This is a genomic window from Saccharopolyspora pogona (assembly GCF_014697215.1).
Taxonomy (GTDB): domain Bacteria; phylum Actinomycetota; class Actinomycetes; order Mycobacteriales; family Pseudonocardiaceae; genus Saccharopolyspora; species Saccharopolyspora hattusasensis.
In genome coordinates, this window is the sequence record NZ_CP031142.1 from 5904233 (window position 1) to 5920063 (window position 15831).

The 15831-nt window shown below is 69.1% G+C and carries 20 protein-coding genes and 1 riboswitch; of the genes, 11 read left to right on the top strand and 9 right to left on the bottom strand.

The features are described 5' to 3' along the window. Positions 1-19 precede the first annotated feature (19 nt). The gene (locus DL519_RS49500) at positions 20-412 is read right to left on the bottom strand and encodes a cold-shock protein (RefSeq protein ID WP_190818996.1); all 393 of its coding nucleotides are present in this window, start codon (positions 410-412) and stop codon (positions 20-22) included. Between the two features lie 242 nt (positions 413-654). On the opposite strand from DL519_RS49500, the gene DL519_RS27340 reads away from it, so the two are divergent. Continuing rightward, the gene (locus tag DL519_RS27340) at positions 655-861 is read left to right on the top strand and encodes a hypothetical protein (protein ID WP_190818998.1); all 207 of its coding nucleotides are present in this window, start codon (positions 655-657) and stop codon (positions 859-861) included. A 134-nt stretch (positions 862-995) separates the two neighbouring features. Here the strand turns inward: DL519_RS27340 and DL519_RS27345 are convergent, their stop codons facing one another. Continuing rightward, on the bottom strand, positions 996-1616 hold the full coding sequence (locus DL519_RS27345) for an HAD family hydrolase (protein ID WP_190819000.1): 621 nt from the start codon (positions 1614-1616) through the stop codon (positions 996-998). A gap of 122 nt (positions 1617-1738) precedes the next feature. Here DL519_RS27345 and DL519_RS27350 point away from each other — a divergent pair, with 122 nt between their 5' ends. Then, positions 1739-2713, top strand: a complete 975-nt coding sequence (locus tag DL519_RS27350; RefSeq protein WP_190819002.1) for a R2-like ligand-binding oxidase — start codon at positions 1739-1741, stop codon at positions 2711-2713. A gap of 123 nt (positions 2714-2836) precedes the next feature. Here DL519_RS27350 and DL519_RS27355 read toward each other — a convergent pair whose 3' ends face one another. Further along, complete coding sequence (locus DL519_RS27355; protein WP_190819004.1) at positions 2837-3049, bottom strand: hypothetical protein; 213 nt, start codon at positions 3047-3049, stop codon at positions 2837-2839. 199 nt (positions 3050-3248) lie between these two features. Between DL519_RS27355 and DL519_RS27360 the strand changes: the two genes are divergently transcribed. The 3 genes from DL519_RS27360 to DL519_RS27370 all read left to right on the top strand — a co-directional run bounded on the left by DL519_RS27360 (position 3249) and on the right by DL519_RS27370 (position 4973). After that, complete coding sequence (locus DL519_RS27360; protein WP_190819006.1) at positions 3249-4037, top strand: PhzF family phenazine biosynthesis protein; 789 nt, start codon at positions 3249-3251, stop codon at positions 4035-4037. Between the two features lie 139 nt (positions 4038-4176). After that, entirely contained in the window at positions 4177-4578 is a 402-nt protein-coding gene (locus DL519_RS27365) for a YccF domain-containing protein (RefSeq protein ID WP_010308641.1), read from the top strand. Between the two features lie 113 nt (positions 4579-4691). Further along, a complete protein-coding gene (locus DL519_RS27370; protein ID WP_190819008.1) occupies positions 4692-4973 on the top strand; it encodes a hypothetical protein in 282 nt (93 codons plus the stop codon). On the opposite strand, the gene DL519_RS27375 is transcribed toward DL519_RS27370, so the two are convergent. The 5 genes from DL519_RS27375 to DL519_RS27395 form a co-directional block, all read right to left on the bottom strand. Then, positions 4963-5727 carry an HAD-IIA family hydrolase gene (locus DL519_RS27375; RefSeq protein WP_190824245.1) on the bottom strand — a complete coding sequence of 255 codons (765 nt, stop codon included), beginning with the start codon at positions 5725-5727 and terminating at the stop codon, positions 4963-4965. The two genes, DL519_RS27370 and DL519_RS27375, sit on opposite strands and share 11 nt — an antisense overlap. Positions 5728-5753: 26 nt before the next feature. After that, complete coding sequence (locus tag DL519_RS27380; protein WP_190819010.1) at positions 5754-6842, bottom strand: sulfate/molybdate ABC transporter ATP-binding protein; 1089 nt, start codon at positions 6840-6842, stop codon at positions 5754-5756. Further along, positions 6839-7609 (bottom strand): ABC transporter permease, encoded by a 771-nt coding sequence (locus tag DL519_RS27385; protein ID WP_190824246.1) that lies wholly within the window; start codon positions 7607-7609, stop codon positions 6839-6841. Before DL519_RS27385 ends, DL519_RS27380 begins: the two co-directional genes overlap by 4 nt. A gap of 68 nt (positions 7610-7677) precedes the next feature. Then, positions 7678-8433, bottom strand: coding sequence for a molybdate ABC transporter substrate-binding protein (gene modA / locus DL519_RS27390; RefSeq protein ID WP_190819012.1), 756 nt, complete (start codon positions 8431-8433; stop codon positions 7678-7680). Continuing rightward, positions 8430-8831: a TOBE domain-containing protein gene (locus DL519_RS27395; protein WP_190819014.1), complete on the bottom strand. Its 402-nt coding sequence runs from the start codon at positions 8829-8831 to the stop codon at positions 8430-8432. Before DL519_RS27395 ends, modA begins: the two co-directional genes overlap by 4 nt. A 170-nt stretch (positions 8832-9001) precedes the next feature. Here DL519_RS27395 and moaA point away from each other — a divergent pair, with 170 nt between their 5' ends. The 4 genes from moaA to DL519_RS27415 all read left to right on the top strand — a co-directional run bounded on the left by moaA (position 9002) and on the right by DL519_RS27415 (position 12433). Next, positions 9002-10060, top strand: a complete 1059-nt coding sequence (gene moaA, locus DL519_RS27400; protein ID WP_190819016.1) for a GTP 3',8-cyclase MoaA — start codon at positions 9002-9004, stop codon at positions 10058-10060. Between the two features lie 4 nt (positions 10061-10064). Further along, positions 10065-10358, top strand: a complete 294-nt coding sequence (locus DL519_RS27405; RefSeq protein WP_190819018.1) for a MoaD/ThiS family protein — start codon at positions 10065-10067, stop codon at positions 10356-10358. 792 nt (positions 10359-11150) lie between these two features. Next, a riboswitch (cyclic di-AMP (ydaO/yuaA leader) is annotated at positions 11151-11310 on the top strand. Position 11311: 1 nt separating this feature from the next. Beyond that, positions 11312-11950: a transglycosylase family protein gene (locus DL519_RS27410; RefSeq protein WP_190819020.1), complete on the top strand. Its 639-nt coding sequence runs from the start codon at positions 11312-11314 to the stop codon at positions 11948-11950. Between the two features lie 198 nt (positions 11951-12148). Next, positions 12149-12433: a hypothetical protein gene (locus DL519_RS27415; protein WP_190819021.1), complete on the top strand. Its 285-nt coding sequence runs from the start codon at positions 12149-12151 to the stop codon at positions 12431-12433. Between the two features lie 171 nt (positions 12434-12604). Here DL519_RS27415 and DL519_RS27420 read toward each other — a convergent pair whose 3' ends face one another. Further along, positions 12605-13435, bottom strand: coding sequence for an SDR family NAD(P)-dependent oxidoreductase (locus DL519_RS27420; protein WP_190819023.1), 831 nt, complete (start codon positions 13433-13435; stop codon positions 12605-12607). Between the two features lie 113 nt (positions 13436-13548). On the opposite strand from DL519_RS27420, the gene DL519_RS27425 reads away from it, so the two are divergent. Both DL519_RS27425 and DL519_RS27430 read left to right on the top strand, forming a co-directional pair. Continuing rightward, positions 13549-14151 (top strand): TetR/AcrR family transcriptional regulator, encoded by a 603-nt coding sequence (locus DL519_RS27425; RefSeq protein WP_190819025.1) that lies wholly within the window; start codon positions 13549-13551, stop codon positions 14149-14151. Positions 14152-14515: 364 nt separating this feature from the next. Continuing rightward, positions 14516-15595: an IS110 family RNA-guided transposase gene (locus DL519_RS27430; RefSeq protein WP_190813148.1), complete on the top strand. Its 1080-nt coding sequence runs from the start codon at positions 14516-14518 to the stop codon at positions 15593-15595. The last annotated feature ends 236 nt before the right edge of the window (positions 15596-15831 follow it).

A 15831-nucleotide genomic window follows, 5' to 3' on the forward strand; every position in this document is an offset into this window, starting at 1 on the left:
CCGGCCTCCGCGACGTTCGTCAGTTGCCCGGATCGAGCTCGAGGGCGACCGCGCGCACGACCTCGCCGATGCGCTTGGCCATTTTGCGGTCCGGGTAGCGACCGCGGCGCAGGTCGGGCTGGATCTTCAGCTCCAGGAGCTTGATCATGTCCTCGACCATGCCGTGCAGTTCGTCGGCGGAGCGGCGGTGCGCCTCCGCCACCGACGGCAGCGGGTCCAGCAGCTTAACCTTGAGCGCCTGCGGACCCCGGCGTCCCTGCGCCATGTCGAAGTCGACGCGCTGGCCGGATTTGAGCGCATCCACGCCGGACGGCAGCGCGGAGGACCTCACGTAAACGTCCTCCCCACCGTCCTGGGTCAGGAAGCCGAAGCCTTTTTCCGCGTCGAACCACTTGACCCTGCCGGTAGGCACTGTCCTCACCGTTCCCTGTCGAATGCGCTGGCCCGGTCTCCCGGTCCTCGGTCGTCCTTGTCTTCTCCGCCGAGTGGGGCCGAACGACCCCGGCACGACGAAAGCGCCCCGAATACGCCACACAGTTGGGCGCGCCGGGACGCGTCACGCCAAGCTTACCGCGTAACCATCCGACAACACCCGGCCTTATTGACCAAGGCCCGCTGCGGCACCCGGCTCAGTCCGTTAATACGCTGCTCAGCATGGCTAGTGCAACGTCCAGGTCCGCAGTGCTCCCGGTATCGATGGTCCTGTTCGGGCTGGGCCTGCTGGCGATCGTCATGATCTTCGGGCTGGCCGCCGCCGGCTACCAGAACCTGCCGATCTGGCTGAACCTCGCCACCCTGCTGTGCCCGGCGGGCCTGATCTTCGGCGTGGTCGCAACCATCTTCCGCAACCGCAGGCGCTGAATCCGCCAAGCGGGACCACGCCCGACACAGGGGTTCCGCGTCGGCGATTTCGCGCGAAATCGCCACGCGGCACGCGTGGGGAGCGGCGATTTCGCGCGAAATCGCCTCCTGCTCCGCTAGGCGCCGCAGCGCGATCAGGCGTGCTGCGCGAGCCACTCCGGGAACTCCGTGAGGTCGCGCAGCGCGACGTCGGCACCGGCTTCCACCAGTTCGTCGACGCCGTAGGGGCCGGTGGCCACGCCGACGGCGACCGCTCCCGCGGTCTTCGCGCCGACGATGTCGCCGAGGTGGTCGCCGACGTAGATCGTCGCGCCCTCTTCGCGCAGCACCTCGCCCTTCGCCGCGGCGAAGACGTCGCCGGCGAGCAGGTCGACGTCCCAGCCGAACGCCTTGAGGTGCAGGGCCGCGTTCGGCTCGAACTTCCCGGTGATCACCAGCGTGCGCCCGCCGGCTTCACGGACCGCGTCCAGCGCCGGCGCGGCGCCCGGCATCGGCTCGGTCGCCCCGACCACCACTGACGGGTAGATCTCGCGGAAGTGGTTCACCAGCCGCTCGACCATCGGCTCGTCGAAGCCGTATCCGCGCATCGTGTCGGCCAGCGGCGGCCCCAGGTGCGCGGCGAAGGCCTCGCCGTCCAGCGACAACGCGAACTCCGCGTTCAGTGCTTCGATGGCGCGCACCATGCCGGGGCGCGGGTCGATCAGGGTCATGTCCAGGTCGAAACCGACGGTCGGGGCGCTGCGCTGTTCTGCCACGCGCCTCACCCTACGTGCGAGCGGACTCGCCGCCTGACCCCCAAACCCTTGATTCGAAACTGTGCAGTATCGAAAATCATGTCGTAATATTTCTCACATTCCGGCGAGCTGGAGTCGTTCAAATGACGAGCACCACCGCGCACCCCGCCCATCGCGAAGGCTTCCACTCCCTGCGGGCCAGCGGCCTGAACTGGGACTCGCTGCCGCTGCGCCTCTTCAACAAGGGCAACGCCAAGTTCTGGAACCCCGCCGACATCGGCTTCAGCAAGGACACCGAGGACTGGCAGCGGCTCAACGAGGACGAGCAACGCAGCGTGGCCAGCCTCTGCGCCCAGTTCATCGCCGGCGAAGAGGCCGTGACCCAGGACCTGCAGCCGTTCGTGGCCGCGATGGCCGCCGAGGGCCGGTTCGGCGACGAGATGTACCTGACGCAGTTCGTGTTCGAAGAGGCCAAGCACACCCAGGTGTTCCGGCTGTGGCTGGACGCCATCGGACTCACCGAAGACCTGCACGGGCTCGTCGAGGAGAACCCCGGCTACCGCGAGATCTTCTACCGTGCGCTGCCCGAGTCGCTGCACGCGCTGCACGACGACCCCAGCCCGGAGAACCAGGTGCGCGCGTCGGTCACCTACAACCACATCGTGGAGGGCACGCTGGCCCTGACCGGCTACTACGCCTGGCACAAGATCTGCGTCAGCCGCGGCATCCTGCCCGGCATGCAGGAGGTCATCCGGCGCATCGGCGACGACGAGCGCCGCCACATGGCGTGGGGCACGTTCACCTGCCGCCGCCACGTCGCCGACGACGAGCGCAACTGGGACATCGTGCAGGACCAGATGGGCCGGCTGCTGCCGCACGCCATCGCCCAGGTCCAGTGGAAGCCGGAGGACGCGCCCGAGGTGCTGCCCTTCGAGCTGGACATGGATGAACTCACGGCCTACGCCTCGGACCGCGCGACCCGCCGCCTCGGCGCGATCTCCAGCGCCCGCGGCGTGCCGCTGGCCCAGATCGACGTCGACGCCTCCCCGGAACAGCTGGAGGACCAGTTCGGCGCCGAAGACGCCGCCGAACTCGCCAAGCTCGACACCAAGGGCTGATTCCCGGCTGCAGCGCAACTTCTCGCGTATGCGCCAAGCGGCCGAGTGTCGCGCGAACCCCAATCCGCGCGGCCGGTTCGCCCGGCGCAAGGCGCCCTTCACCTGCAACTTCTCGGCAGCTGCTCAGGGGATGAGGCAGGTCAGCGCCCGAGCGGCTTCGGCCTCGATCTCGGCGACGATGTCGGCGGCCGCCCGGGTCACGGCGTGCCGGCAGGAGCTCGCGGTGGCGGCCTCGTCGGATAGCAGGAACCGCGTGCCGATCCAGACGGCCAGGCGAGGGTGTGGCAGATCAGGACATCGCCGAGTTCGGCAGCAACCGCCGGGTGCTCCGACCACCCGCGGGTCGGCCGGCTCACCTTCGACTGCGTCAAGCTGGCCACGATGGACACATCGGGCACGAAGCTGTTCGCCTGCACGCCACCGACGCCCCCGCTGCTGCCGAGCTCACCCACGATGAGCGGTGACCCGCCGTCGGGATTCCCTTGGCCGGGCAAGCGAGATGACGACGCCGCCTGCGGTTGCATAGGGTTCAGGGGTGCGTGCCTTCGTCGTGGACTCCTTCACCGACAGCGCGTTCTCCGGAAACCCCGCCGGGGTCGTGCTGTTGGACGCCCCTGCCGAGGTCGAGTGGATGCAGTCGGTCGCCGCCGAGCTGCAGCACTCCGAGACCGCATTCGTCGTGGTCGGCGGCCCGGGCGACGAGCCGAAACCGCTGCGCTGGTTCACCCCCACCACCGAGGTGCCACTGTGCGGGCACGCCACCCTCGCCACCGCGCACGTGCTCGGCGGCGACCAGCGCTTCGACACCCGCGGCGGAGTGCTCACCTGCACCGCGCAGGCGGACGGCTGGATCGAGATGGACTTCCCCGTCGACCGCGCCGAGCCGGTGGAGCCGCCCGAGGCGCTGGCCGCCGGGCTGCCCGGCATCACCATCGAAGAGGCCGCGCAGGGCGAGACCAAGGTGCTCGCGCTCGCCGCGTCCGCCGCCGAAGTCCGCGCGGTGCGGCCGGATTTCGAGGCGTTGGCGGAAATCCCGTCGGGCGGGGTGATCGTCACCGCGCCCGGCGACCGGCCCGGCATCGACTTCGTCAGCCGCGTGTTCGCCCCGCAGGTCGGCATCCCGGAGGACCCGGTGACCGGTTCGGCGCACTGCCTGCTGGCGAACTGGTGGGCGGTGCAGCTCGGGCGCGACGAGCACGATACGACGTTCGTCGGCGAGCAGGCGTCCCAGCGCGGCGGCATCGTCCAGATGGCCCTGCGGGGGCACCGCGTCGGCCTCCGCGGCCGGGCCGTCACGGTCCTCCGCGGCGAACTCCTCGCCTGAGAACCGCACCGTTCCACCTGGTCAGGGCCTAATGAGCGCTTTGGGCTGCTATAGGGGCTGTTTCCGAACTCGTCCTGCGTGGCGGTGCGGGTAGCACCGGGGTTCGGCGGGGCGGGCGCCGGGCTGGCACCGTATAGGCATGCGGTTGTTGCTGAACATCATCTGGTTGGTGCTGTGCGGGTTCTGGATGGCCGTGGGCTACGCGTTCGCCGGGGTCCTGCTGGCGATCACGATCATCGGCATCCCGTTCGCCATCGCGTCCTTCCGGATGGCCAACTTCGCGCTGTGGCCGTTCGGCCGGCGGCTGGTGGACGAGCCGGCCTCGGGCGCGTTCGCCGCCATCGGCAACATCATCTGGCTGGTGCTGGCCGGCTGGTGGCTGGCGCTCGGGCACATCTTCACCGGCCTCGCCCTCTGTGTCACGATCATCGGCATCCCGCTGGGCATCGCGAACTTCAAGCTCGTACCCGTCTCGCTGATGCCGCTGGGCAAGCGCATCGTCGACGCCGACGATCCGTACGCGTTCATGCGCGTCCGGTGACCTCCGGCGCGTCGGCGTACCACCGACCACCCGGGCGCAGTCCCACGAACGTCAGCGGCGGACCGACTCGGAGATGCGGATGATCATGGACGTGGAGCCGGAGCGGGGTCGCAATGGCGATCGAACACGCACTCCGCCCCCCGGCCGGGGAAAACTGGACCCAGGTCGAACGGCTGCGACTCCAGACGGACCTGCGCAGCTTGGCGGCGGCGCAGCGCCACTGGTCCGGCTCACCGAGCCGCCGCGCGGAGCCCGTGCGCGACGCCGCCGAACGCCTGGCCGACGACCTGAACCAGGTCACCAGCGATCGACCTGCCGAAACCCGCTTCACCGTCCCGAAAGCACCGGGCGCCCGCGCCCGCCCGGCCACGGGTGCCCGCCGCCTCAGGCCTTGAACGGGTCGAGGACGTGGCCGGTGAGGTCGGCAATCGAGTTGACCACCTTCGTCGGCCGGTACGGAAACAGCTCCGCGGTGTTCTCGTTGGAGATCCCGGACAGCACCAGGATCGTCTGCAGACCCGACTCCAGCCCGGAGCGGACGTCGGTGTCCATCCGGTCCCCGATCATCAGGGTGTTCTCCGAATGCACGCCCAGGTGGCGCAGCGCGGACCGCATCATCAGCGGGTTCGGCTTGCCCACGTAGTAGGGCGCGCGGCCGGTCACCCGCTCGATCAGCGCGGCGACGGCGCCGGTGGCGGGCAGCGTGCCCTCCCGGCTCGGCCCCTTCTCGTCGGGGTTGGTGGCGATGAACCGCGAACCCGCCTCGACCAGCCGGATCGCCTTGGTGATCGCCTCGAAGCTGTAGGTGCGGGTCTCGCCGAGGATGACGTAGTCCGGATCGCGGTCGGTCAGCACGTAGCCGATGTTGTGCAGCGCCGTGGTCAGCCCCGACTCGCCGACCACGTAGGCCGAGCCGCCGGGCCGCTGCTTCTCCAGGAACTGCGCGGTCGCCAGCGCGGAGGTCCAGATCGCACCCTCGGGGACGTCGAGCCCGGTGCGCCGCAGGCGGGCGCGCAGGTCACGCGGGGTGTAGATCGAGTTGTTGGTGAAGACCATGAACGGGATGTCGTTGTCGCGCAGGGCCGCCAGGAAGGCGTCCGCGCCCGGCACCATGTGCTCCTCGTGCACGAGCACGCCGTCCATGTCCATCAGGTACGTCCAGGGGGATGGCTCAGTCACGCCCCCGATGATCCACCGGAGGTGGGGTGGATGGCTACTTCGGCGGCCTTCACCACAAACCAGACCTCGTCGTCCGGGATGAGCCGCAGATCGGCGACGGCCGCCGGGGTCACGTCGGCGGCCAGCGAGCAGTTCCGCGCCACGCCGCGCACCCGCACGACGTCGCCGCGCGGTTCGAGCGCCGCCAACCGCACCGGGATCGCGTTGCGCGGGCTGCCGTGCGGCCGCTCGCGGTGCACCGCGACGGCCGACGGCGAGAACACCGCAGCGGCGGATTCGCCCCGCTCCAGCTCCTCAACGATCCGGCCGCTGATCGCGCCGTCCGCGAACGAGATGCCGTCCGCCGCGGCCACCCCGGGCACCAGGTTGAGCCCGGCCACCCGCGCCGTGAAGGCCTCCTTCGGCCGGGCCAGCACCTCGCGGGTCGGGCCCTGCTCGACGATGCAGCCGTCGAGCAGCACAAGCAGCCGGTCGGCCAGCACGACCGCGTCCAGCACGTCGTGGGTGACCAACACGGTCGGTTTCTCCTGCCGGCGCAGCACTTGGTGCAGCAGCCCGCGCATGGCTGGGGCCGCGTCGACGTCGAGCGCCGCCAACGGCTCGTCGAGCAGCAGCAGCTGCGGGTTGGCCGCCAGCGCCCGGGCCAGCGCCACGCGCTGCGCCTGACCGCCCGACAGCTGCCCGGGCTTGCGCGCAGCCAGGCCCGAAACGTCCACTTCGGACAGCCAGCGACGGGCGAGTTCCCGGGCCTCCGCCTTGCGGACGCCGGCCGCGCGCGGGCCGAAGGCGACGTTCTCCAGGGCCGTCAGGTTCGGGAACAGCAGGGCGTTCTGCGCGAGCAGCCCGACGCCCCGGCGGTGCGTCGGCACGTTGATCCCGCGCTCGGTGTCCAGCCACGACGCGCCGTCCAGTTCGACCCGTCCGCGATTCGGCACCAGCTGCCCTGCCAGCACGGACAGTAGCGTGGACTTGCCCGCCCCGTTCGGCCCGAGCACGGCGAGGACCTCGCCCGGCGCCACCTCGAACTCCGCGCGCAGCGTGAAACCGGCGCGCCGGAACTCGATGTCGGCCCGCAATTCGCTCACAGCCGTCCTTCCACCGCCTTGGGCCGGGCCACCACGATGACCAGCAGCGCGACCACCACCAGCAGCAACGACATCGCCACCGCAGCGTCCACATCGGACTGGGCCGTGTTGTAGATGGCCAGTGGCAGGGTCCGGGTGGTGCCCTGCAAACTACCTGCGAAGGTGATCGTCGCGCCGAACTCCCCCAACGCCCGCGCGAAGGTCAGCACCAAGCTCGACCCGAGCGCGGGCAGCAGCAGCGGCACGGTGACCCGCCGGAACGTCAACCAGGGCCCGGCGCCGAGCGTCGCGGCGACCTGCTCGTAGCGCCCGCCCGCGGTCCGCAGCGCGCCTTCCAGGCCGATCACGAGGAAAGGCATCGCGACGAACGTCTGCGCCAGCACCACGGCCGCCGTCGTGTACGGCAGGCGAATGCCCACGGTGTCGAGCAGCTGCCCGAGCGGGCCGGTGCGCCCCAGCAGGTAAAGCAGCGCGAGGCCGCCGACGACCGGTGGAAGCACCAGCGGTAGCAGCACGAAAGCCCGCACCACTCGCAGTCCGCGCATCCGGGACCGCGCCAGCACCAGCGCCAGCGGTCCGCCCAGCACGAGGGACAGCCCGGTGGAGATCAGCCCGGTGATCACCGACAGCCACAGGGCGTCGAGCGCGGCGGGGCTGAGCAGCAGCGCCGGCAGGCGTGCCGGGTCGACGCGGGTCAGCAGCCCCAGGACCGGCAGGACCACGAGCGCCAGCGCGAGCGCCGCGGGCACCCAAAGCACCACCGGCACCTGGGTCGTCCGCAATTTCAATGGAAATCGAAGGTCCGATTTCCATTGAAATTGCGGTGATCGCCTGATCACGGGGTGCCGAAACCGTGCTGACCGAGGACCTCGCGGCCGACCGGACCTCGCACGAACGCCATGAACTCCGCGGCCAGCTGCTTCTCCGGCGCGGCCCCGATCGTCGCGATCGGATAGGTGTTGACCGCCTGCTGCGCCTCCGGGAAGTCAACCGCCTGCACCTGGGCCCCGGCCGCCTTCGCATCGGTGACGTACACGAGCCCGGCATCCGCCTCCCCCGCAATGACCTTCTGCAGCACCGACTTCACGTCGTTCTCCTCACTGGCCGGCGTCAGCTGCACGCCGGAAGCCTGCGCCACCTTCTGCGTGGCCGAGCCGCACGGCACCTGCGGCGCGCAGACCACGACGGTCCGGCCGGGCGCGGCGAGATCGGGGAGCGAGGCGATGTGGGCCGGGTTGCCCGGCGGGACCACGATCGTCAGCTGGTTCGTCGCGAACGTCTCCGGCTGGCCGACCAGGTCGCGCACCTTGTCCATGTTCTTCGTGTCCGCCGAGGCGAAGACGTCCGCGGCGCGGCCCTGTTTGATCTGCTCGGCCAGCGTCGACGAGCCCTGGTAGTCGAACTGCACCCGCACGTCGGGGTGCTGCCGCGTGAACCGCGTGCCGAGCTCGTCGAAGGACTCGGTGAGGGACGCCGCAGCGAGCACTGTCACCGTGCGCTGCGGCTGGGACTGCTGCCCGGCCTGCCCGCACCCGGCCAGCAGCACGAGCGCAACCAGCGCACCGACGATCATCCTGAGCTTCGCCATCATCCCTCTCCCGGTGTTTCCACCACGACGTTGGTCGACTTGACCACGGCAACCGCCAGCGCCCCGGGCACCAACCCGAGCTCGTGCACCGCCTCGGTGCTCATCAGCGAGACGATCCGGTGCGGGCCGCACTGGATCTCCACCTGTGACATGACCCGGTCCGAGACCACCTCGGTGACCAGCCCGACGAACCGGTTCCGCGCCGACCGGCCGATGCCGGAGGGATCCGGCGTCGAGCGCGCCTGGGCTCGGGCGAACTCGGCGAGCGCGGCGCCGTCGACGGTGCGCCGGCGGGCGGAGTCCCGATCCGAGGGCAGCTGGCCGCCCTCGATCCACCGGCGCACCGTGTCGTCGCTGACACCGAGCAGCCCGGCGGCCTCTGAAATCCGATAGTGCGGCACAGCCGGAACAATACTTCCGCAGATGCGGGAAAAACCAGGGAATATGCCCGCCGATCAGGATCTTGCAACGGGTTTGTGCCTTCCTCCGCCCCCGTCGAACTGCTAGGCGGATCCGCACAAAACCGCTCGCGCGATCGAAATACCCCGCCGCTACGCGCTAGGGTCGTGGGGTGACCGCGGTGGACCTGGGAATCCCGCTCGTGCGCCGCACGACCGATACGTCCGCACGTCCGGACACGCCCCGGCTGGTGGACCGGTTCGGTCGCGTGGCCACCGATTTGCGCGTCTCCCTGATCGACAAGTGCAACCTCCGCTGCACCTACTGCATGCCCGCCGAGGGCTTGCCGTGGTTGAAGCGCGCGGAGTTGCTCGACACCGACGAGATGAACCGGCTGATCCGCATCGCCGTCGAGGAACTCGGCGTCAATACGGTGCGCTTCACCGGTGGCGAACCGCTGCTGCGGCAGGACCTGGTGGACATCATCGCGGCGACCGCTGCCCTGCCCGGCCACCCGAAGACATCGCTGACCACCAACGGGATCAACCTCGGCGGCTACGCCGAACCGCTGGTGCGCGCCGGGCTGAACCGGGTCAACGTCTCGCTGGACACCCTCGACCGCGACGTGTTCAAGCGACTCGCCCGCCGCGACCGCCTCGACGACGTGCTCGCCGGGCTCGCGGCGGCGAAGACGATGCGGCTGGAACCGGTCAAGGTCAACGCGGTGCTGATGCGCGGGATCAACGACCACGAGGCCCGCGACCTGCTGCGGTTCTGCATCGAGCACGGCTACCAGCTGCGGTTCATCGAGCAGATGCCGCTGGACGCCCAGCACGACTGGGACCGCGAGCAGATGATCACCGCAGAGGAGATCCTGGACCGGCTCAGCGCCGAGTTCGACCTCACCCCGGACGTCGCCGAGCGGGGGTCCGCCCCCGCTGAGCGCTGGCTGGTCGACGGCGGGCCAGCCACGGTCGGCGTGATCGCCTCGGTGACCAGGCCGTTCTGCTCGGCGTGCGACCGGACCCGGCTGACCGCCGACGGCCAGTTGCGCTCGTGCCTGTTCTCGACGACCGAGACGGACCTGCGCGGGCCGATGCGCGCCGGGGCGGACGACACCGAACTGATCCGGTTGTGGCAGGAGACGATGTGGGCGAAAGCCGCGGGGCACGGCATGGACTCGGGCGAGTTCGCCCAGCCGGCCCGGCCGATGAGCGCTATCGGGGGTTGAGCGGATGACGGCGCTGCCGGACCAGGCCAGGACCGTCGCGGTGCAGGTGAGGTACTTCGCAGGCGCCCGCGCGGCCGCCGGAGTCCAGGAGGAGACGGTGCGCGTCGCGCGGCCGGACGGTGCCGCGGTGACCGCTGCGGGCGTCATCGCCGCCGCGCTGAACCTGCACGACGAGAAGCTGTCGAAGGTGCTGCCGGCGTGCAGCTTCCTGCTCGACGGCGTCGCCGTCCGGGACCGCAGCGTCGAGGTCTCCGACGACGCGACGCTGGACGTCCTCCCGCCGTTCGCGGGCGGCTGAACCGCACCCTCTTAGTTAGAGCCTTTTGTTGAATGGTCTGGGTGGGTGGTCGCTTAGCGGAACCTGAGAGGTTCCCTGGACTGCGGGTGCCCCTCCTGATGTATGTCCAATACGCGGCGGAGGGGCCGTCCTCGCCAGAAAACCTCTCAGAACCCGCCGATGGTCGTCTTGGCAAGGTGAATGCAAGCGGCTACGCCGCTTCCAAAGGCGCGGACGGCATTCGCCGACAGGCTCTTAGCCCCTCCGGACTGACACTGACATTACTGCGCGCGCGGGCGTGCGCGCGCACGCGAATACAACATGCGTCGGCGTGTCCTACACGCTCACCCGGGTGACATTTTGATATCGCTCCAGACCATGTCGATCTTGATTCGCGAGCTGCGTCCTTCGGCAGCCTTAACGGCCCCTGATCTAGCGACATAGATCGCTACTCTGTGCACCGATGCGAACCCTCTTCGTGATCGTCTCGACGGTGTCCCGGCACGCTCGGGCGAGAGCGAAGAGGAGCCGACGGCGCGGTGAACCACTGCGACGAGCGTTGCTCGGAGGGGGCAACGAGGTGACCCATGACTCACTGTCGGTGATCGATATCGGCCCGGAAACGACTTGGTAACAACGCCCTGATCAGCACAAATACCCCGGATCGAAGCACCTACCCCCACTGTTACTGTGATCAGCGTCACATGATCTCAGGTTTCCGATCTCCGCGTTGGTTACGTAGTGTCGCTCCTCGGTCGGCCCCGAACCGATCAGCAAGGAGCGGAAGCCCGCAGCGCCGAGCCCTGTCCGGCGGGCTTCCAGACCCCGAAACGAAGAAACCGGACAGGGGCGGGGGACCCAACACCCGGGCTCCCCGAAGCCCTAGGGGTGAAGCCGGTTCCCCCGAACCGGCCGGGCTGCCTCTCAGCCCGAACCCGACAGCTCACCTCGCAGGCGCGGCAGGAGAGAGGAACATGGCTCGCTACCAAGGCAAGCACCGAAGGCCTTCCAATACCGGCCGCACCATCGCCCGCGTCGCCGTCGCCGGCGCTGTGGTCGCCACCCCGATCGCGATCGCAGCCCCCGCCAACGCGGCGTACGCGCCGAACTGGGACAAGCTTGCCCAGTGCGAGAGCAGCGGCAACTGGAGCATCAACACCGGCAACGGCTACTACGGCGGACTCCAGTTCAGCTCGTCGACCTGGGCGGCCTTCGGCGGCACCCAGTACGCCGGCAGCGCCCACCAGGCGACCCGCGAGCAGCAGATCGCCGTCGCCGAGAAGGTCCTCACCGCGCAGGGCCCCAACGCGTGGCCCGGCTGCACCGCCAAACTCAACTGGACCACCGGCGGTACCCAGGTCAGCGTCAAGACCACCACGCCCGTCAAGACCGCCACGCCGAAGCAGACCGAGACCAAGGTCAAGCCCCAGACGACCACGCCCAAGCCGGCGGTTAAGACCAGCGGCGCGGACTACACGGTCCAGATCGGCGACACCCTGAGCGAGATCGGCGAGAAGTTCGGCGTCGCCTTCCAGGAAATCGCCCAGCGCAACTTGAACATCATCAGCGACCCGGACCTGATCTTCCCCGGTCAGCGGCTCGACATCAAATGATCTAGTCGACCGGCCAGTCCGGTCGGCGAGGAGTACGTGTCGTACCCCCCGACACGGCACGTGCTCCGCACCTCTCGGAACCCCCACCGCAAACCCCCGGCGGCGGGGGTTCCGGCATTCCCGGGGTTCCTCGCTCTTCCGCGATGCGGGCGGCGGAATCAGACCCCGCCTGCTCCCCGGGGAATCCTAGGACCGTTCTTGCGGGACCTCAGCCCGGCTTCCCGTGCTGACCAGGTGTTCTTCGGCAGGTGGAAAGGTGGTGCCGTCAACGTCAGGTTGACGACCGGCGGGCGCTTCGACTGGGCACACGGCGCTGTCTCGGGCGAGCGCGGCGACCACTTCCGGCGGGCGGTAGTGGCACATCAGGCCAGGGCTTCCACTGAGGTGGTTCTGCGGCAGCGTTCGGCGGCCGCAGGGCCGGCCACCTCGAAGGTGATCGTGTCGAAGGAGGTCATGGCAGGAACGGTAGGCGCGGCCCGGTGACCGGCGCTTCTTGATTCCTGATCGGTCTTGGCGCACCGCACGGGCTCGCCGAGCAGTCCGCGCTCGAGCGGCTCGCAGCGCTGGGTCCGCTGGCTCGCTTGATGTACGCGTTGGTTTCGCCTTCCCGCCGCGCTGACCGCGATCGATCAGCGTGGCGGAACGGCGCTGCACTCACTGGGCCTTTCGGCTGAGGGATTCCCACTTTGCCAGTTCGGCCGTCATGGCCTTGGTCATCTGGTCGAAGATGTCGTAGGCCGCTGCGCCCAGGATCAGCCGCTTCGGGGGCTCCGCCATGTCCACCACCTGGAGCACCACCTCCGCGGCTCGTGCCGGATCGAAGTCCTCCGACTCGGCCCACAGCCCGGCCAGCCACTCACGCAGCGGCGCGTAAGCCTCGTGCTCGGTCGGCTGAGTCAGGCCCCGGTTGAACAGCTCGGTCTCGTAGCCGCCCGGCTGCAGGATCGTCACCTTGATCCCGAACCTCTCGACCTCCATCTGCAGCGCCTCGCTCATCGAGTCGAGCGCCGCCTTTCCCGCGCCGTACATGCCGGTCGCCGCGAAGCCACCGGCCGAGCCCATCGAGGACACCTGCACGATGCGGCCCGAGCCCTGGGCCCGCAGGTGCGGGACAACGGCCTGGCTCACCCACATCGCACCGAAGAAGTTGGTGTCCAGGTGAGTCCTCGCCTGCTCTTCGGTGAGCTCCTCGATCATGCCGAGCACCACGCCGCCGGCGTTGTTCACGACGACGTCCAGGCGGCCGAAGGCCGCGATCGCCCGCTCGACCCCGGCGAAGACCGCGCGGCGGTCTGAGATGTCGAGCGGGAACGCGACCAGGCGGCCGTCGCTGGCGTCGACGAGTTCGTCCAGCGGTGTGGTGTCGCGGGCGACGCCGACGACCCGGTCGCCGGCCGCCAGCGCAGCTTCGGCGAACGCCCTCCCCAGACCGCGGGACGCGCCCGTGATGAACCAGGTGCGGGGTTCGGTGGATTCGTGTTGCACAGGCACTCCTCGCGATTGGCGAAACGATACGAACCGTCTCGTTTATTTCGAGCGTGCCTCGCCACCGAACGGCTGTCAAGACGGAACGTCTCGTAGCGCGTTATCGTGTGGGCATGGCATCCCGGAAGACGCCGGACGCCACCCGCCGCAGCGAGCGGTCCCGGGTGGCGATCCTGACCGCTGCGCGCGAACTCATCGGAGAGGTCGGCTACGCCAAGCTGACCATCGAAGCCATCGCCGCCCGCGCCGGAGTCGGCAAGCAGACGATCTACCGCTGGTGGCCGTCGAAGGGCGCGGTCGTCTTCGACTCCCTGCTGGTGCTCAGCGAGCGGGATGACGGTGAAGGGATCGTGCTGCCGGACACCGGCGACGTCGAGGCGGACCTCAAGACCGTGCTGCGCGCGACGGCGGCCGAGTTCGCCGATCCCGAGTTCGAGGCGCCGATCCGGGCGCTCAACACCGAGATAATCAACGATCCGGAGCTGGCCGCGATCTACCGCGAGAAGATGGAAGCACCGGTGAGGGAGGCGAAGAAGGAGCGGCTGCGCAGCGCGCAGCACGCGGGCCAGCTCGCGGCCGACGCGGACCTGGACCTCGTCCTGGAGGTGCTGTACGCGCCGCTCGCCCAGCGCTGGCTGATGCGCTCCGGCCCGCTGGACGACGCCTTCGCCGACGCCCTGGTCGACGCGACCCTCCGCGCCTTCCGCCCGGAGTGATCAGCATCCCCAATTTTCGGCGGAAGCAGGAACTCACCGAACCGGGGCAGCGTTTCCGAGGGTCAAAGATCGTGAGCACGTTGGGCTGCGATAGGGGCTGTTTTTGGAAGCTGCTGGTGTGAAGCGAACGGACAGTGATGATGTGTGTAGTGACGCCGCTGGTGGGTCTGACCCTCGAACGGACTGACGGCTTGCCTGTCCTGGAACGGATCTGTCGGCCTTACCGGGCGTTGCTACGCACGCGGCCGGACGGGCGTTTGTGACCTTATAGGAGCTTGGCTAGAAGCCCCGTCACTGTCTTGTCCTCCCGCCCGACCGGCGCGTGCCGCCCCAGGTAACGGACGCAAGGACGGACAGGACCAGCATGACGCAAGAAAGCCCGCGGATCATCGGCGGAGTCGATTCCCATGGCCAGACCCATCACGGCGCGGTGATCGACCAGGTGGGCCGGCACCTGGCCGACAAGGAGTTCCCCACCACCACCGATGGCTACCGGCGGCTACTGGAATGGATGCGGTCGCATGGTGAGCTCGTCGCGATCGGGGTCGAGGGAACCGGTGCCTACGGCGCCGAACTCGCCCGGGTACTCACCGCCTCTGGCATCAGCGTCATCGAGGTGGATCGCCCCGACCGTAAAACCCGTCGCCTGAGAGGAAAATCAGACTCGATCGATGCCTACGCCGCAGCCACCGCGGTGCTGGCCGAACGCGCCACCGGCATCCCGAAAAGCCGTGACGGTGTGGTCGAGGCCATCCGCGCCCTGCGCGTGGCCCGCACCAGCGCGGTCAAAGCCCGCACCCAGGCGATCAACCAGATCCGTTCACTGCTGGTCTCCGCACCGGCGGTGCTACGCGAGCAGATCACCGGCCTGAACACCGCCGCACTGATCACCACCCTGGCCCGGCTACGACCCGGCCAGGACCTGGCCCACCCGCCGACGGCCACCCGCGCCGCCCTGCGCCTACTGGCACGGCGCTACCAGGCCCTCGACACCGAGATCGCCGAACTCGACAACGCCATCGCCCCGCTGACCCAACAGGCCTGCCCGGACCTGCTGGAACTCCGCGGCGTCGGCACCCAGACCGCCGGTACCCTCCTGGCCGCCGCCGGCGACAACCCTGAACGCATGCGCTCCGAAGCCGCATTCGCCCACCTCACCGGAGCCGCCCCCATCCCCGCCTCCTCCGGCCGCACCGACCGCCACCGCCTCGACCGCGGCGGCAACCGCTCCGCCAACAATGCCCTCTACACCATCGTCCTGGTCCGCATGCGCCACGACGAACGAACCCGCGCCTACGTCGAACGCCGCACCCAGGAAGGACTCACGAAAAAAGACATCATCCGCTGCCTCAAACGCTACGTCGCCCGCGAGATCTACCACGCACTCACCACCACCCCCACAACACAACAAACCCCTCCAAAAACCCCCACAACCGCCGCTTGACATCTATAGGAGCATCCGTTTGTGTCGTCTATGAGCCTGTTGCAAAATTACGCCCACCACGGACCGTGATCGATCGATCACGGCTGAGATGGCCACTGGCGGACAAGCGGCGGCGATCGAGACTGATTTGGTACTTCGGTTCAGCCGTTTTCGCCGAAAACGCAACAGGCTCCTATGGAAGTGAACAGTCCGTTCGCAGCGTTGGTGAGGCAGAGCCAGGCCACTCCCAGGCGCCG